The organism is Candidatus Palauibacter sp. (genome assembly GCF_965237495.1).
Lineage (GTDB): Bacteria > Gemmatimonadota > Gemmatimonadetes > Palauibacterales > Palauibacteraceae > Palauibacter.
Genome location: NZ_OZ250143.1, coordinates 2823478 through 2847496, shown reverse-complemented (window position 1 = coordinate 2847496; position 24019 = coordinate 2823478). Strand labels below are relative to the sequence as shown.

The following is a 24019-nucleotide window of genomic DNA, read 5'->3' as shown; positions in this document are numbered from 1 at the left end:
GGGCGTGTGATCTCGGTGCGGGGTTCGTCGCTGCACGCGCTCGATGCGGAGACCGGAGAACCCATCTCATCGTTCGGAGATAGCGGGCGGGTGGACCTCGAACTCCCCGCCGGGGGACGGTTCGGCTGGAGTTCGGGGCCGATCGTGGTCGGGGACATCATCGTCGTGGCGGGCACCGTGGATGGGGCGGGGGACGGGGGCACGGAGTGGCGCGGGAGCGTTCGGGAGGACGTGCGCGGCTTCGACGCCAGGACGGGCCGGCTCGTCTGGACCTTCCACGTGATTCCGGAAGAGGGCGAGTTCGGGGCGGACACCTGGGGCGGCGGGTCGCTCGCGGAATCGGGAGACCTGGGATCGTGGTGCTGCCTCAGCGAGGACGACGGTCTCGGCTACGTCTACGTGCCGCTCTCGGCCCCGACCTCCGCCTACTACGGGGGGCAACCGGCCCGGCGACAACCTGTTCTCCAACAGTCTCGTGGCGCTCGACGCGGCCACGGGCGAGCGCGTGTGGCACTACAAGATGGTGCACCACGACATCTGGGAGTACGACACGGTGGGCCCGCCCGTGCTGGGCCGGATCCATGTGGACGGGCGCCCCATCGACGCGGTGATGCAGGCGAGCAAGACGGCCTTCCTCTACACCTTCGACCGCCGGACGGGCGAGCCCGTGTGGCCGATCGAGGAGGTCGAGGTGCCGCAGTCGGAGGTGCCCGGCGAAGCCACCTCTCCCACGCAGCCGATCCCGAGCCGGCCGGCCGCGTTCGACCGGCAGGGGGTCACGCCGGAGGACGTGATCGACTTCACGCCCGAGATCCGCGAGCGGGCGCTCGCGCTGGCCGACTCGCTGGTCATGGGACCGCTCTTCACGCCCCCGATCCGGAAGGGGACGGTGGAGGGGAAGATCGGGACGTACGTCATCCCGGGCGCTTGGGGGGCGGGGAACTGGAACACCGGCGCGTTCGACCCCGAGACAGGCGTCTACTACGCGGTGTCCCATACGCTGCCCAACGTCTGGAGTCTGTCCGAGATCTCCGAACCCGATGAGATGGAATACGGGACACAGGGAGGGTGGCCGCGGGCCGAGATCGACGGGCTGCCGCTTGTGAAGCCGCCCTGGGGACGGATCACGGCGATCGACATGAACCGCGGCGAGCACCTCTGGATGGCGGCCAACGGCGACGGTCCCAACGACCACCCGCTCCTCGAGGGTCTGGACCTGCCTCCGCTGGGGAACGCGAACCGGCCGGCGCCGCTCGTCACGGGATCGCTGCTCTTCATTGGGGAGGGGAGCGACGCCGTTATCGGGACGCCGGACACGCACTGGGGGACGACCTTCCGCGCCTATGACAAGGCGACGGGAGATGTGGTGTGGGAGACGGAACTCCCGTCGGGAACGACGGGCGGGCCGATGACGTACCTGCACGAGGGGAAGCAGTACATCGTGGTCGCGGTCGGGGGCCGCGAGCAGCCCGCCGAATACGTCGCGCTGGGTCTCCCGTGAGCCGTGCCTCGGGGTGCGACCGATGATCGGCCTGTGGTCGCGGGCGGGGGCGCTCGCCGCGCAGACGCCCCCCACGCGCAACCGGTACGTGGACTTCCTGCGGGCGCTCTCGATCGGCGCCGTGGTGATCGGCCACTGGGTGATGGCGGCGCCGTACGCGGGCGGCGGCGAGATCACGCTCTCGAACCTGCTCGAGTACCAGCCCTGGACGCGCTGGCTCACGTGGGTCTTTCAGGTGATGCCGATCTTCTTCCTGGTCGGCGGCTACTCGAACGGCGTGTCGTGGGAGTCCGCGCGCAATCGCGGGCAGGGCTACGCGGAGTGGCTGGGGGCGAGGCTCGGGCGCCTGCTGGGTCCGGTGCTGGCGCTGCTCGCGATCTGGGTGGTGCTCGGCGTCGGGATGGGGCTGGGGGGCGTCGACGCGACGCTCGCGGGCGGCCTGTCGCAGATGGCGCTGATCCCGATCTGGTTCCTCGCCGTGTACATCATGGTCGTACTCATCGTACCGCTCACGTACGCGGCCTGGCGGCGCTACGGGCTGCTGTCGTTCTGGGTGCTCGTCGGCGCGGCGATCGTGGACGACGTGCTCTTCCTGGCAGCCGGCATCCCATCCGTGGGGTGGTTCAACTACGCCTTCATCTGGGTTGCCGTCCACCAGCTTGGCTACGCGTGGCGCGACGGCCACACCGCGGGCCTGCGGAGGGGGGCGGCGTGGGCCGTCGCGGGCGGCGTGGCGCTGGTCGCGATGGTGACGCTGGGCCCGTATCCGGTGAGCATGGTGAGCGTGCCGGGCGAGACGATCAGCAACTCGCTCCCGCCGAAGCTGCCCATGCTGGCGCTGGCGCTCGTCCACACGGGACTGCTCCTGTCCATCGAGGGGCCGATGAGGCGCTGGCTCGATCGCGCCGTCCCGTGGACGGCCACGGTGCTCGTGAACGGGATGATCATGACGGTCTTCCTGTGGCACCTGACGGCGGCGACGCTGATCGTCGGGGTGGCGTTCCTCCTCGGAGACGTGGGCCTCGGCGTGGTGCCCGGCAGCGGCGGCTGGTGGGCCGTCCGCCCTCTTTGGCTGGCCGTCTACGCCCTGGCACTGGTCCCCTGCGCGCTGGTCTTCGGGCGTTTCGAGCGGGCCAGGGGCGGGGCGCGGGTGCCCCCGGGCTGGCGGCTCGTGATCGGCGCCACCCTCGCCTGCGCTGGCCTCGCCCTCGTCGCCCTCGAAGGGGTCGCGGCGCCCGGCTCCGGGCCGCTCGGCCTGCGGCTCTGGGTGCTCGCGCTGCCCTTCGCCGGAGCTGCGCTCGCGGGCGTGAACCCTCTATCGCGTACTACGCCTGCCTGACGCACGACCTACGAACCTGCCGGAGGTAACCATGCGCCGGATGTTGACTCTCTTCCTGTTCTGCGGCCTCGGCGCCGCCCCACTCTCCGGCCAGACGCTGAGGCTGCCGGCGGCCGCCGCGGGCCTTCCCGCCTCCGGGTTCGGGGCTTCGATCACCCTCGTCGGAGAGGACGTTCTCGTCTCGCGCACCGGCGCCGAACTCCGCCTCCCGACCTATCCCCAGGCCGGCGGTGTGTATGTCTTCCGGGCCGACGGAGACGCCGGATGGACGGTCGCACAGCTGCTTGAGCCCGCCGCGGGCGAGGTGGGAGATCAGTTCGGCGCGGACGTCGCATGGGCCGGGGAGCGGCTCGTCGTCGGCGCCCCTGGAGCAGCGGGTACGCGCGGCGTCGCCTACCTGTTCGAGCGTCGAAACGGGAACTGGGTGGAGCGCGTTTCGTTCGATCCCGAGGCCGAGTCGCGGGCCGGCGCGGGGAGTTCCGTGGCGATCGTCGGCGACGCGGTCTTTGTCGGCGCCCCCGGCGGACTGGGCGGCCTGGCGGTGTTCGGGCAGCCCGCGCCTCCGCAGTCCGGCGCCGTCTACGTGTGGGCGCTCGAGGCCGGCGCCGAGTCCGCTCCGGCGGACCGCCTGACTAGCCCGTCGCCGGAGGGGGCGGATCGCTTCGGGGCCGCTGTGGCCGCAGCCGACGGTCGACTGTTTGTAGGTGCTCCGGGGAGCGACGACGGCCAGGGTACGGTGCATCAGTTCGAGCGCTCGGGCGGCGCGTGGCGGCACACGAACTCGTTCAAGCTCGAGGACGGTGCCCGCGGCGACCGACTCGGTGCCTCGCTGGCCCTGGCAGGCACCACGTTGTTCGCGGGCGCACCCGGCCGGGTGGGCGAGGGCATGGTCGCCGCGTTCGAAGCGGGCCTGACTCCGGGTCGGCCGCGGCTGCTGAGCCCTCCGAACGGATCCGGGGCGGCCGGCTTCGGCGCTTCGCTCGCGGTCGCGGACGGGACGCTGTGGGTCGGGGCGCCCGGCACCGCCGCGGCCGCCGGCGCGGCGTACGTCTTCGACCAGGGGTCGCTCGACCATCTGCAGACGGTCGACGCCACGCCGTTCGGTCCGGGCGCCGGGTTCGGGTCCAGCGCGGCCGCCGACCTGGCCGTCGTCGGAGCGGGTCAGGCCGATCTCAGGCTCGGCGCCGCCGCCGTGCTCGAACGCGCCGGCTCCGCCCGGCGCTGGGAACTGTCGTCGACCGTGCACGACCCACACCGGACGGCCGTGGCCGCGGTCTCCGGCGAGACCGTCAGTTGCGAGGATGGGGCCGCCCTCGACTATGCCTGCACCGACGTGGACCTGGTGGCGTTCCTCCCGCTCGATCAACTCGGGGCCGGGACGGCTTCGATCGCGAACGACATCTGGGGCTGGACCGACCCGCAGACCGGCCGCGAGTACGTGCTGCTCGGCAAGTCCAACGGCACGTCCTTCGTCGACATCACCAACCCCAACGCGCCGGCATATGTGGGCGAGTTGCCTCTCACCGAGGGGGCGGTCGAGAACCTGTGGCGCGACATCAAGACCTACGCCGACCACGCATACATCGTCGCGGACGGGGCGGGCGCGCACGGGGTCCAGATCTTCGATCTCACCCAGCTGCGGGAGGTTCGCGATCCCCCCGTCATCTTCGAGGAGAGCGCCCACTACGACGGCGTGTTCAGCTCGCACAACATCGTCATCAACGAGGCGACCGGGTTCGCCCACGCCGTGGGCAGCAGCGGGGGCGGGGAAGCGTGCGGCGGAGGTCTCCACATGATCGACATCCGCGAACCGCTGAACCCCCGCTTCGCAGGCTGCTTCGCGGACCCGAACACCGGCGGCTTCCTGGGGGGCGGCTACACCCACGACGCGCAATGCGTGGTCTATCATGGACCCGACGAGAACTTTGTCGGGCGCGAGATCTGCTTCCACGCGTCGGTCAACGCGCTCGGGATCTCCGACATCACGGACAAGGACCAGCCGGTCGCGCTGGCGAAAATGGACTACCCGGGTACGTGGCGGCCCACCAGGGCTGGCTGACGGACGACCACCGGTACTTCTTCATGGGCGACGAACTGGACGAAGAGTCAGGGACCGTGGCCAATACGCGGACACTCGTATGGGACGTGGCGGAACTCGACGACCCCGTGCTCGCCGCCGAATACTTCGCCGATACGCGCGCGATCGACCACAACCAGTATGTGCACGGCGACTACCTCTATCAGCCCAACCTGATGAGCGGACTTCGGATCCTCGACATCCGGGACCCGGAAAGCCCGGTCGAGGTCGCGTTCTTCGACACGGTCCCCCACGACGACGACGCGACGGCGTTCGGCGGCACGTGGAGCAACTACCCGTTCTTCGAGAGCGGGGTGATCGCGGTGTCGAGCTGGGGCGAGGGTCTGTTCCTGCTCAGGAAGCGCGAGCCCGTCCTCGTCCCCTGATCCATGCTGTCCAGGCTTCGATGTCTCTTCCGGGATTGGACGGTGGATGCGGCTGACCCTCTTCGGCCGCGTACGTAACACAGGGGTCGCGACCTGCTTCGGCCGCGACCCCTGCTGCCGGCAGCGCGGGCTGGCTGCCGGAACGATGTCTGTGAGGACCGTCCGTGACGGCTACGAGCCGCTGTTGCTGTCCGCGGCAGTCATGCCATCGGGGAAGATCTCGTTCCACGCCGTCATGAAGCGCTTCATCTCGTCTTCCGTCCCGACCGAGACCCGCAGATGGTCCAGCATCGGCGGGAAGTCGCGACCCACGGCAACATCGTACTTGCGGAACTCCGCCCTCACCTCGGAGGCCGGACGTCCGGTATGGACCATGAAGAAGTTGGTCTCGGACGGGAGGACCTTGAACCCCTGCCCCTGCAGCTCCGATACCGTCTGGTTGCGCAGGGCGATCGTGGTCTCCCTGACCCAGCGCTCCGACTCGTGGTCCTGCAGTGCCGCGACGCCGCCCCACTTGACGAGTGCGTTGACGCTGCCGGTGGCGTAGCCCCGCATCTGGTCGATCATGTCCGGCGGCGCGATCCCGTAGCCGAGACGCAAGCCCGCCATCCCGTAGATCTTCGAGAAGGTTCGGGTCACGAGCACCTTGCGGCCTTCCTTGATATAGGGGATCGCCGAAGCGTAACCCGGGTCCTCGACGAAGTGGTGGTAGGCTTCGTCGATGAGGACGGGGATGTCCTCGGGGATCCCGTCGAGCAGGCGGCGGATGTCGTCATCGGGCACGACGACGCCGGTGGGATTGTTGGGATTGACGATGTAGACCATCCCGACATCCCGATAGTTGCGGTTCGTGACCGCGATCAGGTCGTCGATGTCCTGGGTGTGGTCGGGCAGGAGCGGACGCGAGATCACATCGGCGTCGATGCCGGATGCGACCTGATAGACCGTGAGGTACGTCGGCGTCACGCCGACGACCTTCTCCTCGTGGCGCAGGAAGGCGAGGCCCGCCGCGCGCAGCGTCTCGCCGGAGCCCGCGTTGATCATGACATGGTCCGTCCCGACCCCGTGGTGCTCCGCGATCTTCTCGAGGATGTCGCCGTCGGGGTAGCCGTACCGGTTCGAGTACTTCCAGGCCCCCTGCATCGCCTCCATCATCTTCTCCGACGGCCCATACGGGTTCTCGTTGGAGGAGAGCTTGGCGAGGTCGTCGTACGGATCGAGCGGGGCCAGACCCTTCGGGGGAGGCCGCAGCCCGCTCCCCAGCGCCGTTTGCGGGCTCAAGCCGAGGACGCCCAGCGCCGCGGCGGTGCCGCCCATGAAGCGTCGGCGTGATACGGTAGACTCCGGTTTCATCGCTGCCTCCGTTTCCTGTCACCTGCTTGTCGCTTAGTGCGTGCGCGACCCGGACGAACCGCGCCATGCATACTGTGCGACACGGGACGGGGTGGACGCAACGGCGGCTGCGGATCGGACCCGCGTCCGAGCCCGGGCCCGGCCCTCGACCGAAGGGTCGACCGCGCTCGGGCGGGCTGGCCCGAAGCGTCTTGTAATTCCTAGGAGCCTGCGCCGCAGGAGCGCGGCGGAAGCCATCGGATGCCGCCCGCGGGGTCTCGCGAGCCGAAGTGTCGGTCGTTTTCCGGACGGGAACACGTTGTAGGCGGGGAGACGGCCCGGCGGGCGGCGTTCGGGCGGGGCCGCGGACCTCTTTTTGTGCCCCGGGGGACGCTTGACACGGATTTTCGGCCCCTCACGCTGCCTGAAGGACGTGGAGGCGCCTCATGTTGAGCGCCAGGCACACGAGGTCCCACTCGCCGCGCACCTTCTCCAAACCCCGGAGGCTGAACCTCCGGAACCCCATCGCCTCCTTGACCCAGCCCATGGGCGCCTCCGCGATCCACTTGCGCTTGGCGTACACCGCCCGGCCCTCCGGAGCCGCCAGCTTCTTCGCCATGCGCGCCCTCGCCGGCTGCTTCTCCGGGTCGGGCTTGCCGGCCCCCTTGCCCTCCCGGCCCAGCGCTACGTAGCCGTCGATCCCCCGCGCCTCCAGAGCCGCCAGATCCTCCTCGTTACAGTAGCCCGCGTCGGCCAGCACCTGGCCGGGCGTCTCCCCGCACCGCCCGGACACCTCGTCCACCCGTTCCACCAACTGCCCCTGGTCGCTCGCGCCCGCCGTCACCGCCGTCCCCACCACCAGTTGGCTCTCCCCGTCCACCACCGCCTGCGCGTTGTAGCACTGCTGGTAGCCTTCCGTGCTCGTCCGCATGATCCGGCTCTCCGGATCCGTGAAGTTCGTCTGATCCTTCGCCTCCGGCTCCCCGTACGCATGCTTGTACGGCGGCCCCCCCTTCGGGTTGCGGTCCCACTCCGGCTTCCGGCCCCGCGCGTCGTCCCGCTCCCGGGCCTCCGCCTCCAGGCGAGCCTTCGCCGCCCGGATCGCCGCCAGACGGTCCTCCCGGCGCTTCAACTCCTCGGGCAACTCGTCGCCCCGAACGTCCTCCCCGTGGCGCTCGTCCTCCTCCGCGTCGATCGCCTCGGCCGCCGCCAGAAGCTCCGCGATCTCCGCCTCCAGGCGGGCCTCTTCCGGCCCCATCCGCCCATAGCTCATCGCCTTCCGCTTGCTCGCGTTCGCGCGAACCTTCGTCCCGTCCACCGCCACCCGGCCCAGCCCCGCCAGCCCCAGTTCCCGTGCCAGGCGCACCACCTCCGCGAACAACGCCCCGAACGCCTTCAGGTTCTTCTTCCGGAACTCGCACAACGTCCGGTGCGCCGGAAAGTTCCCCGCCGCCAGCATCCTGAGCGCCACGTCCTCCTCCAGACGCCGCGCCAGCTTCCGGGACGAGAACACCCCCGTCGCGTACCCGTACACCAGCACCTTCACCATCATCCGAGGATCGTACGGGCTCCGACGCCGCCCATCCCCTTCGTACCGCGCGTAGAACGGCGACAGGTCCGCCGCGTCCACCAGATCGCTCACATGATGCGCCAAGTGCCCCGCCGGTACCCACTCCCGAAGATCCTGCGGCAGCAGCAGCTGCTGGTCCGGATCGTACGGCCGGAACCTCGTCCTCATCCTCTCCGGATCGTACGGTAGGGACCTCGTCCCCATCGCCACCTCCCCGCGCCGAACGTGAACCGGTCACAGCCCGGCATCACCATAACCATCCGGCACGCGCCGCACCATCGGCTTCTACGGCGCAGGCTCCTAGGTTTACGGTTCCTCCGCCATTGCGGGTACCCGACTTCACCGGAAAGACGGCATGTCCTCCAATCACACCACGCCCGACACGGGCGGTCCGCCGATCGAACCGGACGCGATGGCGATCACGGTGAAGCCGGTATACGCGAGCGAGCACTCCGATCCCCGCGCCTGGCAGTACGTCTTCGTGTACCACGTCACGATCGAGAACGTGGGTGCCGACGCGGCGCAACTCTTCTGGCGTCACTGGCTGATCCACGACATCGTCGCCGGCGACCACGAAGTCGAGGGAGAGGGCGTCGTGGGCGAGTCCCCGGTGCTCGGGCCGGGTGACTCGCACCGGTACCACAGCTTCTGCGTGCTCCGGGGTCCGACGGGTCACATGGAGGGGTTCTACCACTTCCGGCGGCGCGACGGGTCCGAGTTTCGCGCCCCGATCCCGCGTTTCCACTTCCACGCGCCCCCGGAGGCCGTGGGCACCCTGTTCAGCTAGCAGGGGCTCGGAGGCGCATGGCGGAATCGTTGCACCGGGCGCTGTGGGCCCGGAACTCCGGCCTCGCCGAGGCCTGCCTCCGCTCCCGGTTCGTGCGCGGCCTCGCCGATGGAACGCTCGACCGGGAGGCGTTCCGGCGCTACGTGGCCCAGGACGCCTTCTTCCTGCGCGCCTTCTTCAGCGCGTACGCCCTGGCCGCCGCCCGCGCCGCCGAACGCATCGAGGTCGCCCGCCGCCTGCACGTCCTCATGCAGGGCGTGCTCGACGAACTCGAACTTCACCGCGCGTACGCCGAACGGCTGGAGATCGACCTCGAGGACGTGACCCCGAACGCCGCCGCGCAGGGCTACACGGACTTCCTGGCGAGGACGGCGCGGCACGCGGGGGTCGGCGAGATCCTCGCCGCGATGACCCCGTGCATGCGGCTGTACGCCTGGCTGGGGCAGCGGCTGTCCGCGGGCGACCACGGGGGAAACCCCTACCGGGAGTGGATCGAGACCTACGCCTCCGACGAGTTCGAGGCCCTGGCGGCGGAACTCGAGGGGCTCCTCGACGAACTGGCCGCCGACGTCCCCGCGTACGCCGAGGCCGCGTACGCCGAGGCCATGCGCCACGAACTCGCCTTCTTCGAGGCCTTCGCCTAGAAGCGGTACGTGTAGTTCAGCTTCACCGCGCCCCCGCGTGAGAGCGTCTGCAGCTGGAGCCACTCCGGGTCGGACGGCTGATCGAGCAGTCCCGACTCGAGATTCCGCCAGTTGTGCGTATAGACGAGGAAGAGGTCGTTGCCGGGCTTGAGGATCCACCGGAACCGCATGAACAGCCCGAGCACGCGGCTCACGTCGTCGTACTGGAACTGGTTCGTGAAGCCGATCCACGGCGTCGGGTCCCAGTTTCCCTCGAGGCGGTAGAGGTTGGTGACGAAGGTCCCCTCCGGCAGGGCGACGGCGTTGCGCTCGAAGCCTGTCTCGAAGTTGATGCCGGGGTTCGGCCGGAAGTTCGCGTTCACGTCGACCCGCGCCCGCTCGCCGCTCCAGAACCCGCCGTAGTTCACGCCGCCGCGCACCGACACGGGGCGGCGGCTCGTGGTGCGCCCGCGGAAACGGTACTCCCAGTTCGTGTAGTCACCGGGGGCGATGTCGATGCCGTCGCTGACCTCGAAGCTCCTGTCGAGAAACTCGTACGTCCGCACCGCCTCGAGGCTGAGGTTGTCTCCGCTCTCGAAGTCGATTTCCAGCGCGTTGAGCTGGATTTCCTGCTCTTCGAGAATCCCGGTCTCCAGTTCCCACAGGTTCCGCAGCTGGACGGAGAACTGCAGTTGCCTGATCCAGTCGATGGAAGGTCGGGGAGACCAGCCGATCCGGGGCTCCAGGCGCCGGAAGTCGTTCCGCTGCACGAACCCCACGGCGGGACTGTAGTCGTCGCCGAATTCGCGGTAGGAGACATGTCCCGACCAGATGTCGTTCGGGAAATTGATCCGGCCGCCCCAGGCGGAGAGCTCCTGAAACGACCGGGTCGTCGTCGGGTCGGGGTTGGAGTTCCAGAGGACGAAGGCCTCGGCCTCGAAGTTGTTCCGCCCGAGGAAATTCCGGGTCCGGTAGTCCATGTCCGCCCCGAGCGTGTGCCGGTCCACGGGCGCGAAGCCCAGCGAATCGGCGGCGGTCGTGCGCTGGGTGTAGATTGCTCCGATCGAGGACTGTTCGAGGAGCGGGACCCGTGCCCGGGCCACCGTGAAGGACTCGCGCTCGAACCGAAGGAAGTCCTCCGGCCGCGGCGCGCCCGGATCCTCGAGTTCAGTCTCGGCGAGGTAGGAGTGAGTGCCCGTACCCATCTGGTAGAAGCCGAGGTCGACGCCGGCGAACTGTCCCGTGAGGCGCAGTCCGTAGTCGATGGGAACCTGCTGGCCGCCCTCGATTCCGATGCGTCGCGAGAAGAAGGGCTGCGGACCGCTCCGCGACGCGAACGTGAACACGCTGGACCCTTCCAGGAAGAAGTCCCGGCGCTCGGGGAAACGGAGCGGGAACCGCGTCAGGTTGACCCGCCGCTGGTCGCTCTCGACCTCCGCGAAGTCCGTGTTCACGCTGAAGGAAGCGCGCAGGCTGGGGGTCACGCTGTAGTTGAGGTCCAGGCTGAGGTCGCGCGGGAACGTGGTGGGGTCGGCGTCGCCGGGCGTATGGCGCCAGCTGCCGATCCCGGAGGCGACCGCTTCGAGGCCGATCCCCTGGGACAGGCCCTCGAGTCCCGCCAGCTCTCCGGCGAACACGAGACGGTTCAGGCCTTCGTTCCGGCGGTAGCCGCGCCACAGGACCTCCTCGTTGTTGCGCCGGATGGAGCGCTGGAAGTTGATGCCCCAGCTGCTGTCTTCCGCGTTGAAGTTGAGCGTCCGGAAGGGGATCCGGATCTCCGCCGACCAGCCGTCGTCCCGGCGGGCGGTCCTGACGTCCCAGATCCCGTCCCAGGAGCGGTTGAACCCGCCGAAACCGCCGCCTCCGCCCCCGCCTCCGCCACCCCTGCCCGCACCCGAGACCAGGCCGTCGCTGAGTACGCCCGCCGCGTTCGTCTCGAAGTAGTAGCCGGTACGGCCGTCGCGGAACGTGTCGAGCACCCAGGCGAAACGATCGTCGGTGAACAGGAAGGCGTCGCGCGCCCGCTGCCGCGCGAGAATCCGGTCGGGATCGTCGAACAGGATCGCCGCGATGTAGAGGTTGTTCCGGTCGTAGGCGATCCGGACCTCGGTGTCCTGCGACGGCGGACCGCCCTCGACGGGCTCCTGCTGGGTGAAGTCGCGGATCGCCGTGGCCCGGTCCCAGGCGGATTCCTCCACGCGGCCATCGAGGTCGATGTGCTCGTCTTCCGCCAGGAGCATCGCCTGGATGGGCGGGCCGTTACCCTCCTGGGCCCGGGCACTCTCCGGAGACCCGGAGAGCAGAAGGAGCGCGAGAGCACCGGAGACGCGAACGAGCCGGTGGGGACGCAGACGTCCCACAGATATCAGCGTGATGGCCGAGTCCTCTCTCCGGGCCGGCGGTGGACGGGCGCCCGACGCGGGCGACGCCAGAAAGACAGACAACCGGCGCTCAGGGAGAGTTGAATCCGGGCTGCCGAATCCGGGTGGCTAGGTCACGATAACGCGGGCGTCCAACATGAGGCTGGGGTGGGTGGCGCAGTGGTACGTGTAGGTGCCCGCCGTCGTCGGCGTCACCGTGAACGTGTCGTCGTTGCTCATCGTCGGGCTGTCGAAGGCGCGGGCGCCGGCCGGCACGCTGGTCGAGGTCACGGTGTGCGGATTGGCGCCCACGTGCCGCCAGCCGACGGTCTCGCCGCTGCGGATCGTGACTTCGGCGTCGGCGTTGCGGCGCCCGTCCGGGTCGACGAAGGCGTTGTCCTCGATCAGGACCGTCACGTTGGCGCCCGGCACATCGGTGGGCGATGGAGGCGGCGGCGGCGGCGGAGGAGGCGGCGCTGCGGTCGGTCCGCCGCTGTCGCCGCAGGATGCCAGGGCCAGCAAGGCGGGCACGGCGGTCAGGAACTCACGACGTCTCATGCTTCACACTCCTCCCGTTGCTTGATTGAGCCCCCGCCGGGGCCGTTCGAAACCCGGACGCGGGTCGTCCGTACTATGCCCGGTTCGAAGAGAAGGTTCCACGCGATCCCCGCCGGCGCGCTACCGGCGGATGGACATTCCGAGAGAGAGATTTCGGAAGAGAGACGATGAACGGCAAGAAGATGTACGGCAAGAAGTGGAGCAGGTGGGCCAATGCGCACCGGATCTGCGCGAACGGCGGCGGAACCGACGCCTGACCCCCTGACCCGGCGCCGTCAGACGACGCACGCGGAGCCGAAGCGCCTCGCGACGGCAACCGCGGCGCCGCGGCCCCGGTACTCCTCGGAAAAGTAGTCGTAGAGGAGGCGGGTCATCTCGGCGATGGTGCGCTCCTGCCGCCACGTCGTGCTTCGGAGCGTGTTCACGAACACCGAAACGATGAGGTGCCCCGCCCCCTCGGGCAGCGCGACGATCCCCACATCGTTGATCGCCCCGCCCATCGTCCCCGTCTTGTGCGCGACGAAGGTCGAGCGCGGCAGCAGCCCCCGTATCCTCCTCCGCCCCGACTCCGCTCGCCCCAGCACGTCGAGGATCCAGGCCCGGGCCTGGACGCTGAGCCCCGCCCCGTCCTGGATCGTCAGAAGGAGGTCCGTCATCCCGTCCGGCGTGGCCGTGTCGCGGGGATCCGTACCATACCGCTCCCGGGCGGCCTGCCGGTGCGCCTCGGGCAGGCGATCGCGCAGCCGGAAGTACTGGTAGCGATAGAGTTCGCTCTCCGGGATCGTGTCGGCGAGCCCCACGAGATCGGCGAAGGTACGGGCTTCCGACCGGTCCACCGCGACGCCCTTGACGCCGAGGTCGCGGATCCGCCGCGTCGCCGCCTCCGGCCCGCCGGACATGTTCAGGATCACGTCCGTGGCCGTGTTGTCCGAGACGGCCAGCATGAGGGTGAAGAGACTGTCCACCGTGAGGCGGACGGAACGCGCTCCGGACCATTCGGCCAGCGGACTGTACCCCGCCCGGAACTCCCGCGTCGTCACCTCGATCGTCTCGGCGGGATCGATCTCGCCCAGGTCGACGCGACGCAGGAACTCGAGCGCCATCGGGACCTTCGAGACGCTGGCCATGGGGAAGCGGCGGTCGCCGTTGAACGACACTCGCGCTCCCGATTCCACGTGAAGCGCGGAGACGCCCACCTCGCCACCCACGCGCCGGGAGATGCGCCGGAGCCCTTCGCCGATCGAGTCCGGAACCACGCACGCCGCGCCAGGGGGCGGCATTTCCGGAAACGTCGGCGTCCGCGAGTCCTGTGCTCCGCCCTCGTCCGGAGAGAGCAGCAGCAGGGTGCCCAGCGCGAACGTCCGCGCGCGGATGCAACGCGCCGGCCAAAGGCCGCCGGAGAAAAGGGCTCTCGGGGGTGGGGTCGGCGCGACATTCACGCTTTTTCACAACATCCGTCCGGTGGAAACGTTGTATCCGGGCGGCACATCTCGCGCCGACCAACGGGTTCGCGTAGTCTGCCGGGGAGGCCGTGTCGCACCGAAGGATCGCTCGCCGATGGAGGTCCCATGCGTTTCCCGCTCCCGAGTCGCATTGCCGCCGCCCCTCTCGCCCTCGCCTTCCTCGCCGTCGCGTGCGGGGGTGGAGAGCAGGCCGAGGCGGACGCCGCACCCGAGATCGCCCCGGAGTCGATGCCCACGGTACGGATCGTTCAGCCGGAGGAGGGCGCGACGGTGGGCCCGGACGTAATGGTCCTCCTCGAGACGGAGGGGATCGAGATCATCTCGATCACGCCCCCGGTACCCGGCACCGGCCACCATCACCTGTACGTGGATGTGGATCTCACGCCCCTCAGCGAGATGGTCCCGCAGAACGACCCCCAGATCATCCACAAGGGGGACGGGAGCAGCGAGATCATGCTCGAGGGACTCGCGCCCGGAGAACACCGAGTCATCGCGGTCGTGGCCAACCCGGCGCACATCCCGATCGATCCGCCGGTCGTCGACACGCTCCACTTCACCGTCGCGAACCAGCAGTGAGGGCGGCGGCCGGGGCGGTCGGCGGGATCCCCGCCCTCGCGCTCGCCTTCACGACGCTCGCCTTCACGACCGGCTGCGCCCCCGGCGACGCACCGGGCGGCGGGGCTGACTCCGCGACGGCGGAGGCCGCGGGCGAGGGCGGTTCGGAGACCCCGGCGCCGCAGCACACGCTGACCGCCGACCAGACGCACAACCGCTGGAGCCGCGCGATCCCGCCGATCCTCACGGTGCAGTCCGGCGCCGTGGTCGAGGCCTGGCTCGAGGAAGCGTCGGACCAGCAACTGACCCCGGAATCCACGGTCGAGGATCTCGCCACGCTGAGCTTCGACCCGATCCATCCCCTGACCGGACCGGTGTACGTCGAGGGCGCCGAGCCGGGCGACCTCCTGGCGGTCACGTTGCACGAGATCGAACTCGGCGACTGGGGCTGGGTGGCGAACGTCCCCGGGTTCGGGTTCCTCGCCGACCGCTTCCCGGATCCCTACCTCCGGATCTTCGAGTTCGAACCGGGGGATACGAGCGTGGGCTTCGCGCCGGGCATCCGCATCCCGCTTCGCCCGTTCCCCGGCGTCATGGGCGTCGCGCCGGACACCGACTCGATGCTGGTGACGATCCCGCCCCGCCAGAACGGCGGCAACATGGACGACCGGGACCTGGTCGAGGGGACGACGGTGTACTTTCCGGTGCTGGTCGAGGGCGCCCTGTTCTCGCTCGGCGACCCGCACATCGCGCAGGGGGACGGCGAAGTGGGCGGGACCGCGATCGAGGGGCCGCTCCGCGTCGTGTATGAACTCGAGGTCATCAAGGGCGCCGGGCCCATCCCGTCGCCCCACTACGAGACGGACGAGTTCTACGCCGTGACCGGGTTCGCGCCCACGATCGACGAGGCGGCGCGGAACGCCGTGGAAGCGATGATCGATTATCTCGTGAACTCGCGGGATCTGTCGCGCGCGGACGCCTACGCGCTTGCCTCGATGGCGGGGGACCTGAAGATCTCAGAGGTCGTCGACGTGCCGAACATGCTCGTCGCCATGCGCATCTCGAAGGATGTGATCGGCAACTAGCGGCCGCCGGTCGCTAGAACCCGCGTTCGTCGATCGCGAGCAGGGTGCGGAGCAGCACGTTGGCCCCGGCCGTGATCTGATCGGGGGCCGTGAACTCGAGTGGCGAGTGGCTGATGCCGTCGCGGCTCGGCACGAAGATCATCCCCACCGGTCCGAGAAGCGCGACGCTCTGCGCGTCGTGGCCCGCCCCGCTCGGCATGCGGAGCGTCGTGAGGCCGAGATCCCGCGCCTCGCCTTCGATCCGATCCCGCAGGCGCGGGTCGGTGGGCGCGGCCCGGCTCTCGTAGAACCGCTCCATGGAAACCGTCGTACCGTCGGCCGCGGCGATCTCCTCCGCCCGCCCGCGGATCGCCAGAAAAACGGTGTCGATCCCGTCCATGGACAGGTCGCGAATCTCGAGGCTGAAGGTGACCCGCCCCGGGATGACGTTCGGCGCGCCCGGTTCCGCGGTCAGTCGGCCGACGGTGGCCACGTGCCGCCCGGGCAGTTCGAGCGCGATCACGTGCACCGCGTTGACGATGCGCGCCGCCGTCACCATGGCGTCCTGCCGGAGGTCCATGGGCGTGGTACCGGCGTGGTTCGCGAACCCGTCGACCGTCACCGTCCAGCGGCGGATCCCGACGATCCCCTGGACGACCCCGATGTCGAGCCCGCCCCGGTCGAGCACGAACCCCTGCTCGATGTGCAGTTCGAGGTAGGCCGCCAGACTGCCGACCTCCCGCCGCGCCGCGTCCAGGTCGGAGAGATCGCCCCCGAGCCGCCGCGTGCCCTCGCCGATCGAGAACCCGCTCGCCGTGACGATCTCCAGTTCCTCCGGGCGGACCTCGCCCGCGATGGCGCGGCTGCCGGTCTTGCCGCCCTCCTCGTTGGCCCAGATGACGAGTTCCAGCGGATGCCGCGTCTCATGGCCCGCGTCGGACAGCGTCGCGAGCGCTTCGAGCGCGCCCATCGAGCCGACTTGCCCGTCGTAGCTCCCGCCGGCCGGGACGGAGTCGATGTGGGATCCGACGAGGATCGGCGGGAGCGACGGATCGGTCCCGGGCCGGCGGCCGATGAGGTTGGCTGCCCGGTCGACGTGCACGTCGAGGCCGAGACTGGTCGCGATGTCCGAGAGCCAGTCGCGGGCCGCCCGGTCCTCGTCGCTGTACGCGAGCCGCGTCGTGCCGTCCGCGGCGGCGTTGAAGCGGGCGAGTTCGCCCATGCGGCGGTTGAGCCGGTCGCCGTCCACGAGCAGAGGCTGGGGCGCGACGCGGCCCGGGGTGCCACGCGTTGCGCCACTGACGGGCCAGGGGGTGGCCGCCGCGCCCAGGGCGCCGAGGGCGAGCGTCCCGAACCGCCGCCGGGACATCGGGTCCACGGGGCCGCCGGGTCGCCGCGGACCGCCGGGCATGGGGCTCAGTGGCTCAGGCCGTAGATGATGTAGTTGATCGCGAGTTCGTACGCGTACGTCGAGCGGTCGATCGGGTAGTACGGGTTCTCCGACCACTCCCACGCGTCGCCGAGGTCCGTGTTGTGGTTGATCACGACCATCAGTTCGCCCCGGTCATCGAAGATCCCGGAGACCGTGGGCTCGCAGGGTCCCCGGCATTCCTCGTAACGGCCCCTCATGGCGTTTCCGATGCTCGGGACGGTCAGGATCTGCTCGATGTCGTAGAACTGGTGGAAGATCGGGTGGCCGTCCGGGATGGGCTGGATCCGGCGGTCGGGCAGGACGAGGGACATGTGGTACTCGAAGTTGGCCCACGCGTCGGGTCCCCAGAAATCGTCCACGACGAGAAAGCCGCCCGCCTCCAGGTAGTTCCTGAGCCCCTGGATCTCCGGCTCGGTGAGCCGCATGTAGCCGACCTCGAGCATGTACAGGAAGGGGAAACGCCGCAGTTCGGGGTCGGCCAGCGACACCGGGTTCTCCCACTCGCTCAGATCCAGCATCGTGAGCAGGCGATGGAGGATGAAGAGGAACTGGCGGTCGGCTTTCGGATAGTCGGTCGCCCAGCTTCCACCTCCCCGTCCCCAGCCCCGAGAGCCCGAGTAAACGGCGCGCGTGAAGTAGAAGTCGCGGCCCCATTCGGCCCACGTCTGGGCCAGCGCCGGCTCGCGCTCGCGCAGCGCGTCGCGCAGCCCGACCTCGCTCCGGGCCGGAGAGGTCGCGGTTTCCGCCGCGGGATTCGGCGCGACCGCGGCCCGGTCGGGGGCCAGCGACCCGGTCGCTCCCGCCACCGCGATCGCGGCCAGCACGGAGACGACGGCGGAGGCGGCTGCCAGACGAGGACGAGTCATACGCTGATAAGGATCGCCCGGCGGCCGTTCGTCAACACCGCCGCCCCGGGGGGGGGCCGACTTTCCCGGCTGCGGGTGCGGGCGTACACTCCTTCCCCCCTTTCCCGACCCAGCAAGAAGTGCTCCGGAATGAGCGACCCCGACGGCCGAGCCAGCGTGCGTGTGGACGGCGTCACCCTCCGGTTCGGGGGCGTGACGGCGCTGACCGACGTGTGTCTCGACATCCGCGGCGGTGAACTGCTTGCGCTCATCGGCCCCAACGGCGCGGGAAAGACGAGCATCCTCAACTGCATCTCCGGGCTGTACCGGCCCGGGGAGGGCACCATCACCCTCGTGGAGGCCTCCGGCAGGACGCACCCGCTCCATCGCCTCCCGCCGCACCGGATCGCCCGGCTCGGGGTCGCGCGCACGTTCCAGGGCATCGAACTGTTCAAGCACATGACCGCGCTCGAGAACATGATGCTGGGCCGTCACGTCCACATGCGCGGCGGCGCGCTCTCGGGTGGACTGTTCTGGGGGCGCCAGCGCCGGGAAGAGATCGAGAACCGCATCCGGGTCGAGGAAGTGATCGACTTCCTGAACCTGGAGCCGATCCGGCACGCAACCGTCGGCAACCTGCCCTACGGACGACAGAAGCTGGTGGAACTGGGCCGCGCGCTGGCGCTCGACCCGGAGATCCTCCTCCTCGACGAACCGATGGCGGGGATGAATTCGGAGGAGAAGGAATCGATGGCCCGCTTCATCCTCGATGTGCACGAGGAGTGGGGCGTGACGCAGGTCGTGATCGACCACGACATGGACGTGATCATGGACATCTCGGAGCGCGTCGTCGCCCTCGACTTCGGGCGGGTGATCGCTCAGGGTTCTCCGGCCGAGGTGCGCGAGGATCCCCGGGTGGTAGAGGCCTACCTCGGCCAGCATGACGCCGCGGCCGGCACGATCCGGTGAGTCTCCGGTGAAGGTCGGATTCCTCGAAGGCAGCCTGCCCGGCCGCCTGCACCTTCAGGCGGCAAGGCACGGGGAACGCGTCGCTCTGCGCGAGAAGGAATACGGGATCTGGCAGAGCATCACATGGTCCGAGTACGCGCGTCGCGTACGCCGATTCACGCTGGGACTGCGCGATCGTGGCGTCGCGAAGGGCGACCGCATCGCGATCGTCGGAGACAACCGGCCGGAATGGGTCATCGCCGAACTCGCAGCCCAGTCGCTGGGGGCGCTGCCGCTCGGTCTGTATCAGGATGCCGTCGCCACCGAAATCGAGTATCTGCTCGCCGCTTCCAGGGCGCGCCTCGTGGTCGCCGAGGACCAGGAACAGGTCGACAAGGTGCTCGAGATCCGGGGTGCGCTCCCCGACCTCGAGCACATCGTGTACTACGATCCGCGCGGCCTGGGCGGCTACGAGGCGGCGGGGCTGCTCTCGTTCCACGACATGGAACGGCGCGGAACCGACATCGGGCGCGCGATGCCGCACGAGTACGAGAGCGTCCTCGCGGCCATCCGGCCCGAAGACACCGCGCTCCTGTGCACGACCTCGGGGACGACGAGCAAGCCCAAGCTCGCCATGCTCTCGCACGAGAACCTCCTCAGCATGGCCGAGCAGCTGCAGGACGTCGACCCGATGTCCGCCGCTGACGAGTTCGTGTCATTCCTCCCGTTGGCCTGGATCGGCGAACAGATGATGACGCTCTCGCGCCAGCTCATCGTCGGTTTCCCCGTGAACTTCCCGGAGGAGCCGGGTACCGTGCGGCAGGACCTGCGCGAGATCGGACCGCGCGTGATGTTCTCGCCGCCGCGGATCTGGGAGAATCTCGTCTCCGAAGTCCAGGTCATGGTCGAGGACACGACGCCGCTCAAGCGCCGCGCCTACGGCTGGGCGATGAGGGTGGGTAACGAACTCGCGGACGCCCGGTTCGGGGGACACCCGCCGACGGCGGCGCAGCGCACCCGCCGCCGAATCGCGGAGTGGATCGCGCTGCGTGCGATCAAGGACCAGCTCGGACTCAGGCGCCTGCGCGACGCGTATACGGGAGGGGCCGCGCTCGGACCGGACGTGTTCCGCTTCTTCCACGCCCTCGGGGTCAACCTCAAACAGATCTACGGACAGACCGAAGTCGCGGGCATCTCGGTGCTCCACCGCGACGGAGATATCCGATACCAGACCGTCGGCCGGCCGCTACGCGGGATGGAGGTCCGCGTCGCCGAGGACGGAGAGATCCTCACCCGCGGCCCGGCCGTGTTCCAGGGCTACTTCCGGAACGCCGACGCGACGAGCGAGACGCTGAAGGGGGGCTGGCTGCACTCCGGTGACGGCGGGTACTTCGATGACGAGGGCCATCTCGTCGTCATCGATCGTCTGAAGGACGTGATGTTGCTCGCGGACGGGACCAGCTTCTCGCCCCAGTTCATCGAGAACCTGCTCAAGTTCAGCCCCTACGTGAGCGAGGCCGTGGTCTTCGGCGGGGAGCACCCGTACGTGGTGGGGATCATCGCGATCGACTTCGAGAACGCGGGCCAGTGGGCGGAGCGCCGCCAGCTCGCCTACACGACCTTCACGAATCTGTCGCAGAAGCCGGAGGTGTACGAGCTGATCCGGGCCCACGTGGAGTCGGTCAACGAGGATGTGCCGCAGGCGGCACGGATTCGGCGTTTCCTCCTCCTCCACAGGGAACTGCACGCCGACGACGCCGAGCTTACGCGCACGAGGAAGGTCCGCCGCCGGTTCATCGCCGACCGCTTCAGGAGTCTGATCGAGGCGCTGTACGGGGACGCCGAGGCGGTGACGGTGGACATGGAGATCACCTATCAGGACGGACGCACGGCGAACGTGAAACATGATCTGAGGATCGAGCGTCTGGACGGGGCCGCGTAGCCGTGGACCAGTTCCTGCAGCTCACGGTCACGGGCCTGGGGACGGGGATGATCTACGCCCTCGCGGCCGTCGGCTTCGTCGTCATCTACAAGGCGAGCGACGTGATCAACTTCTCGCAGGGGGACCTCCTCCTGTTCGGGACGTACCTGATCTTCTTCGCGCTCGTCCAACTCGGGCTGCCGTGGACGCTGGGTGTCCTCTTGACCGTGCTGATCGCGGCGGGGATCGGCCTCGTCATCGAGCGTCTCGTCCTCCGGCCGCTCATCGGCGAACCGGTGATCTCGATGATCATGGTGACGATCGGGCTCTCGAGCGTCCTGCGCGCCGTCGTAGGGGCGATCTGGGGTCCGCAGCCCCGCACCTTCCCGTCGTTCCTCCCACAGGGCGAGGTCATGCTCGGCCCCGCCATCGTGAGCGCGGACCGGCTCGTGGCGATCCCGCTCGCGCTCGCCATGCTGGGGGGACTGGCGCTCTTCTTCCGCCGTACTCGGGGCGGGATCGCGATGCGCGCGATCGCCGATGACCAGCAGGCCGCGCTCAGCATGGGGATCAGTATCCCGCGGGTGTTCGCGACGGCCTGGGCCCTCGCGGCGGTGACCGCCGCGATCGGGGGGATGATGCTCGGCAGCATCGTCGGGGTGAGTTCGAACGTGGCCCAGATCGGCCTGCGCGTCTTCCCCGTCGTCATCCTGGGCGGCCTCGACTCGATCCGGGGCGCGGTCGTGGGCGGGGCGATCATCGGGCTCCTGGAGATCTACGCCGGGGGCTACATCGGCCACGGCCTCAGCCTCATCGTCCCGTACGTCGCATTGATCATGGTGCTGATGGTCCGTCCGTACGGACTGTTCGGCAAGGAAATCATCGAACGGGTATGAGCGGCCCCGTGACGGAACCCCGCCCCCGGCGACCGCGATGTTGAACACCGAGTGCGGCGTCTTTCACACGGACTACCGGAGCGACATGGGCCTCCGGCGCAGGCCGGCGGAACGCGTCCGGCTCGGCCTGTTCCTGGTCGCGCTGCTCGTGTTCCCGTTCCTCGCCTCGCCGTACTGGCTGAACCTCGCCAACCAGATCGCGATTGCGACGATCGGCGCGCTGGGGCTGAACATCCTCGTCGGCTATACGGGGCAGATCTCGCTCGGACAGGGCGCGTTCATGGCCGTGGGGGCGTACACGTCCGCGCTGCTCACGCTCAGGCTGGGTCTGCCGTGGGGCGCGAGCATCGTCTGCGCCTGCTTCGCGACCGCGGCCGTGGGCGTCTTCTTCGGACTCCCCTCGCTGCGGCTGAAGGGGCTCTACCTGGCGATCTCGACGCTGGCGGCGCAGGAGATCGTGGAGTGGGTGGTCACGCACTGGCCGGGGCTCACCGGCGGCGTCGAGGCGCTCGTGGCGCCCGCGCCGCGGCTCTTCGGCCAGCGGCTGAACACCGACTTCGCCTTCTACTGGCTCGGCATCGCGCTGGCGGGCGGGACCGCCCTCTTCACGGCGAACCTCTTCCGCTCGCGCATCGGTCGCTCCTTCGTCGCGGTGCGCGACCAGGACATCGCGGCGAGCGTCATCGGGGTCAACGTGTTCCGCACGAAACTCCTCGCGTTCGCCACCTCGTCGTTCTTCGTCGGGCTGGCCGGGGCCCTGACCGCGTACTACCGCAACATCCTCTCCTGGGAGCGGTTCACGCTCGAGACGAGCATCCTGTATCTGGCCATGATCATCGTCGGAGGCCTGGGGACGATTCGCGGGTCGCTGTTCGGGGCGGCGCTCATCACGACCCTGCCCGCGATGATCACGACCCTCGGCCGGGGGCTGCAGGAATCGACGCCGGCGATCGCCGCCCAGCTGCCCAACGTCCAGCAGGCCGCCTTCGGGCTCGTCATCATCCTCTTCCTCATCTTCGAGCCCGAAGGTCTGTCCAAACTGTGGCGGAACGTGAAAGACTACTTCTCCGTGTGGCCGTTCGCGTATCGTCGCGGAGAAGGCCGCTGAAACACGAAGTAGAGGGAGTGCCCGGACATGCGTTCCACCCGATCCCCGATCCTGGCGGCCGCCCTCGTGCTCTCTGCGTGCGGAGGTTCGGGGGAGAGAGCGGAAGACGAGATCCTGATCGCGGCCATCTTCGATCTCACGGGTCCGACGGCCGACGTGGGCCTCGACTACGCCGCGGCGGTGCAGGGGCATGTGGAGTGGCTGAACGAGCAGGGGGGCATCGGCGGCCGGCCGGTGCGCCTGATCTATCAGGACTACGGCTACCGGGTTCCCCGCGCAGAGCAGCTGTACACCCAGTTCGTGCAGGAGGGCGCCCTCATCTTCATGGGCTGGGGTACCGGCGACACCGAGGCCCTGCAGCTGAAGATCGCGGAGGATCGTATCCCGTTCGCGTCGGCCTCCCTCTCCCATGTGCTGGGAGACGCGGAGGCGTCGCCCTACAACTTTCTCGTGGCGACGAGCTACAGCGATCAGTTCAAGATCGTGCTCCGCTGGATCGCCGCAGACCACCGGGCAAAGGGCGGAGAGGGGAACGCCCGCGTCGCCTTCATGCACAGCGCGAGCGCGTTCGGCCATTCTCCGTGGGCGCAGGGCGGCGAGGACTACGCGCGCGAAATCGGGGTCGACGTCACTCCCTACGAGATGCCGCGGGCCGCGACCGACTATACGGCGGAGTTCTCGCGGATCAGCCAGTCGGGCGCGGACTACATCGTGTTCCAGAACACCTCGGCACCGGCGGCGGTCGCCCTTCGGAACGGCCGCAGCCTGGGAGTCGACGCGACCTTCGTATGCCTCAACTGGTGCGCCAACGCCCTGCTGATGAGGCTGGCCGGGGTCGACGCGGAAGGCGTGATCGGGGCGATCCCGTACGCCCCTCTGACCGACGACGTCCCGGGGGTCGAGGACATTCGCGCCTACCTGGAGTCGCGGGGCGAGGATTACCGGGAGAAGACGAACGCGTACACGCAGGGGTGGTGGACGCTGGGCGTGTTCGTGGAGGGCCTGCGCCGCGTCGTTGAAGCGGGACAGGAGTTGAACGGGGAGAACATCAAGCGGGCCCTGGAGACGCTGGACGGGTTCGACACGGGCGGCGCGGGTCCCCCGCTCACCTTCACCGCCACGGATCACCGCGGTTCGAAGGGACTCCGGCTCTTCCGCGTCGAGGACGGCGTGTGGTCGCCGCTGACCGAGTTCCTCACCGCCCCGAACTAGCCCGCTCGCGACGCTCCCGACCCCCGAGCCGGAGATACCTTT

At 69.3% G+C, this 24019-nt stretch carries 20 protein-coding genes; 13 read left to right on the top strand and 7 right to left on the bottom strand.

Annotation, left to right across the window (positions count from 1 at the left end):
- The first annotated feature begins 475 nt into the window (after positions 1 to 475).
- The 4 genes from ACPXY0_RS12465 to ACPXY0_RS12450 are packed head-to-tail and all read left to right on the top strand — an operon-like array spanning position 476 to position 5303.
- The gene (locus ACPXY0_RS12465) at positions 476 to 1501 is read left to right on the top strand and encodes a PQQ-binding-like beta-propeller repeat protein (RefSeq protein WP_423925013.1); all 1026 of its coding nucleotides are present in this window, start codon (positions 476 to 478) and stop codon (positions 1499 to 1501) included.
- Between the two features lie 22 nt (positions 1502 to 1523).
- The gene (locus ACPXY0_RS12460) at positions 1524 to 2840 is read left to right on the top strand and encodes an acyltransferase family protein (protein ID WP_423930676.1); all 1317 of its coding nucleotides are present in this window, start codon (positions 1524 to 1526) and stop codon (positions 2838 to 2840) included.
- A gap of 31 nt (positions 2841 to 2871) precedes the next feature.
- Complete coding sequence (locus tag ACPXY0_RS12455) at positions 2872 to 4899, top strand: choice-of-anchor B family protein (RefSeq protein WP_423925011.1); 2028 nt, start codon at positions 2872 to 2874, stop codon at positions 4897 to 4899.
- Entirely contained in the window at positions 4875 to 5303 is a 429-nt protein-coding gene (locus tag ACPXY0_RS12450) for a choice-of-anchor B family protein (protein WP_423925009.1), read from the top strand. The genes ACPXY0_RS12455 and ACPXY0_RS12450 overlap by 25 nt, the downstream gene beginning before the upstream one ends.
- Before the next feature lie 171 nt (positions 5304 to 5474).
- Here the strand turns inward: ACPXY0_RS12450 and ACPXY0_RS12445 are convergent, their stop codons facing one another.
- Complete coding sequence (locus ACPXY0_RS12445) at positions 5475 to 6656, bottom strand: pyridoxal phosphate-dependent aminotransferase (RefSeq protein ID WP_423925007.1); 1182 nt, start codon at positions 6654 to 6656, stop codon at positions 5475 to 5477.
- A gap of 394 nt (positions 6657 to 7050) precedes the next feature.
- The gene (locus tag ACPXY0_RS12440) at positions 7051 to 8373 is read right to left on the bottom strand and encodes an IS1182 family transposase (RefSeq protein ID WP_423925005.1); all 1323 of its coding nucleotides are present in this window, start codon (positions 8371 to 8373) and stop codon (positions 7051 to 7053) included.
- A 187-nt stretch (positions 8374 to 8560) separates the two neighbouring features.
- Here ACPXY0_RS12440 and apaG point away from each other — a divergent pair, with 187 nt between their 5' ends.
- Positions 8561 to 8992, top strand: a complete 432-nt coding sequence (gene apaG / locus ACPXY0_RS12435) for a Co2+/Mg2+ efflux protein ApaG (RefSeq protein WP_423925003.1) — start codon at positions 8561 to 8563, stop codon at positions 8990 to 8992.
- A gap of 17 nt (positions 8993 to 9009) precedes the next feature.
- Positions 9010 to 9636, top strand: a complete 627-nt coding sequence (locus ACPXY0_RS12430; RefSeq protein WP_423925001.1) for a TenA family protein — start codon at positions 9010 to 9012, stop codon at positions 9634 to 9636.
- Here the strand turns inward: ACPXY0_RS12430 and ACPXY0_RS12425 are convergent.
- The 3 genes from ACPXY0_RS12425 to bla form a co-directional block, all read right to left on the bottom strand.
- Entirely contained in the window at positions 9633 to 12059 is a 2427-nt protein-coding gene (locus ACPXY0_RS12425; protein ID WP_423924999.1) for a DUF5916 domain-containing protein, read from the bottom strand. The two genes, ACPXY0_RS12430 and ACPXY0_RS12425, sit on opposite strands and share 4 nt — an antisense overlap.
- A 45-nt stretch (positions 12060 to 12104) precedes the next feature.
- Complete coding sequence (locus tag ACPXY0_RS12420) at positions 12105 to 12533, bottom strand: cupredoxin domain-containing protein (protein WP_423924997.1); 429 nt, start codon at positions 12531 to 12533, stop codon at positions 12105 to 12107.
- Between the two features lie 275 nt (positions 12534 to 12808).
- A complete protein-coding gene (gene bla / locus ACPXY0_RS12415; protein WP_423924995.1) occupies positions 12809 to 13972 on the bottom strand; it encodes a class A beta-lactamase in 1164 nt (387 codons plus the stop codon).
- A 129-nt stretch (positions 13973 to 14101) separates the two neighbouring features.
- On the opposite strand from bla, the gene ACPXY0_RS12410 reads away from it, so the two are divergent.
- Together ACPXY0_RS12410 and ACPXY0_RS12405 are read left to right on the top strand one after the other, a co-directional pair.
- Positions 14102 to 14572, top strand: coding sequence for a DUF4399 domain-containing protein (locus ACPXY0_RS12410; RefSeq protein ID WP_423924993.1), 471 nt, complete (start codon positions 14102 to 14104; stop codon positions 14570 to 14572).
- Entirely contained in the window at positions 14569 to 15636 is a 1068-nt protein-coding gene (locus ACPXY0_RS12405) for an acetamidase/formamidase family protein (RefSeq protein ID WP_423924991.1), read from the top strand. Before ACPXY0_RS12410 ends, ACPXY0_RS12405 begins: the two co-directional genes overlap by 4 nt.
- Positions 15637 to 15649: 13 nt before the next feature.
- Here ACPXY0_RS12405 and ACPXY0_RS12400 read toward each other — a convergent pair whose 3' ends face one another.
- Positions 15650 to 16984, bottom strand: coding sequence for a Zn-dependent hydrolase (locus tag ACPXY0_RS12400; RefSeq protein ID WP_423924989.1), 1335 nt, complete (start codon positions 16982 to 16984; stop codon positions 15650 to 15652).
- 47 nt (positions 16985 to 17031) lie between these two features.
- Entirely contained in the window at positions 17032 to 17913 is an 882-nt protein-coding gene (locus tag ACPXY0_RS12395) for a DUF4159 domain-containing protein (RefSeq protein WP_423924987.1), read from the bottom strand.
- A 129-nt stretch (positions 17914 to 18042) separates the two neighbouring features.
- On the opposite strand from ACPXY0_RS12395, the gene ACPXY0_RS12390 reads away from it, so the two are divergent.
- From ACPXY0_RS12390 to ACPXY0_RS12370, 5 genes are read left to right on the top strand one after another with little or no spacing between them, the layout of a single operon-like run.
- Positions 18043 to 18861 (top strand): ABC transporter ATP-binding protein, encoded by an 819-nt coding sequence (locus tag ACPXY0_RS12390; protein WP_423924985.1) that lies wholly within the window; start codon positions 18043 to 18045, stop codon positions 18859 to 18861.
- 7 nt (positions 18862 to 18868) lie between these two features.
- Positions 18869 to 20782, top strand: coding sequence for an AMP-binding protein (locus tag ACPXY0_RS12385; RefSeq protein ID WP_423924983.1), 1914 nt, complete (start codon positions 18869 to 18871; stop codon positions 20780 to 20782).
- 2 nt (positions 20783 to 20784) lie between these two features.
- Complete coding sequence (locus ACPXY0_RS12380) at positions 20785 to 21657, top strand: branched-chain amino acid ABC transporter permease (RefSeq protein WP_423924981.1); 873 nt, start codon at positions 20785 to 20787, stop codon at positions 21655 to 21657.
- A 37-nt stretch (positions 21658 to 21694) separates the two neighbouring features.
- Complete coding sequence (locus tag ACPXY0_RS12375) at positions 21695 to 22765, top strand: branched-chain amino acid ABC transporter permease (protein WP_423924979.1); 1071 nt, start codon at positions 21695 to 21697, stop codon at positions 22763 to 22765.
- Positions 22766 to 22792: 27 nt separating this feature from the next.
- The gene (locus ACPXY0_RS12370) at positions 22793 to 23977 is read left to right on the top strand and encodes an ABC transporter substrate-binding protein (RefSeq protein WP_423924977.1); all 1185 of its coding nucleotides are present in this window, start codon (positions 22793 to 22795) and stop codon (positions 23975 to 23977) included.
- Positions 23978 to 24019: the final 42 nt, after the last annotated feature.

Excerpts from the sequence above, each read along its gene's own strand:
- ACPXY0_RS12430 (WP_423925001.1), top strand. The coding sequence starts at position 9,010 with ATGGCGGAATCGTTGCACCGGGCGCTGTGGGCCCGGAACTCCGGCCTC.
- ACPXY0_RS12440 (WP_423925005.1), bottom strand. The coding sequence starts at position 8,373 with ATGAGGACGAGGTTCCGGCCGTACGATCCGGACCAGCAGCTGCTGCTG.
- ACPXY0_RS12370 (WP_423924977.1), top strand. The coding sequence starts at position 22,793 with ATGCGTTCCACCCGATCCCCGATCCTGGCGGCCGCCCTCGTGCTCTCT.
- ACPXY0_RS12420 (WP_423924997.1), bottom strand. The coding sequence starts at position 12,533 with ATGAGACGTCGTGAGTTCCTGACCGCCGTGCCCGCCTTGCTGGCCCTG.
- ACPXY0_RS12455 (WP_423925011.1), top strand. The coding sequence starts at position 2,872 with ATGCGCCGGATGTTGACTCTCTTCCTGTTCTGCGGCCTCGGCGCCGCC.
- ACPXY0_RS12400 (WP_423924989.1), bottom strand. The coding sequence starts at position 16,984 with ATGTCCCGGCGGCGGTTCGGGACGCTCGCCCTCGGCGCCCTGGGCGCG.
- ACPXY0_RS12375 (WP_423924979.1), top strand. The coding sequence starts at position 21,695 with ATGTTGAACACCGAGTGCGGCGTCTTTCACACGGACTACCGGAGCGAC.
- ACPXY0_RS12395 (WP_423924987.1), bottom strand. The coding sequence starts at position 17,913 with ATGACTCGTCCTCGTCTGGCAGCCGCCTCCGCCGTCGTCTCCGTGCTG.
- apaG (WP_423925003.1), top strand. The coding sequence starts at position 8,561 with ATGTCCTCCAATCACACCACGCCCGACACGGGCGGTCCGCCGATCGAA.
- ACPXY0_RS12390 (WP_423924985.1), top strand. The coding sequence starts at position 18,043 with ATGAGCGACCCCGACGGCCGAGCCAGCGTGCGTGTGGACGGCGTCACC.
- ACPXY0_RS12460 (WP_423930676.1), top strand. The coding sequence starts at position 1,524 with ATGATCGGCCTGTGGTCGCGGGCGGGGGCGCTCGCCGCGCAGACGCCC.
- ACPXY0_RS12410 (WP_423924993.1), top strand. The coding sequence starts at position 14,102 with ATGCGTTTCCCGCTCCCGAGTCGCATTGCCGCCGCCCCTCTCGCCCTC.
- ACPXY0_RS12445 (WP_423925007.1), bottom strand. The coding sequence starts at position 6,656 with ATGAAACCGGAGTCTACCGTATCACGCCGACGCTTCATGGGCGGCACC.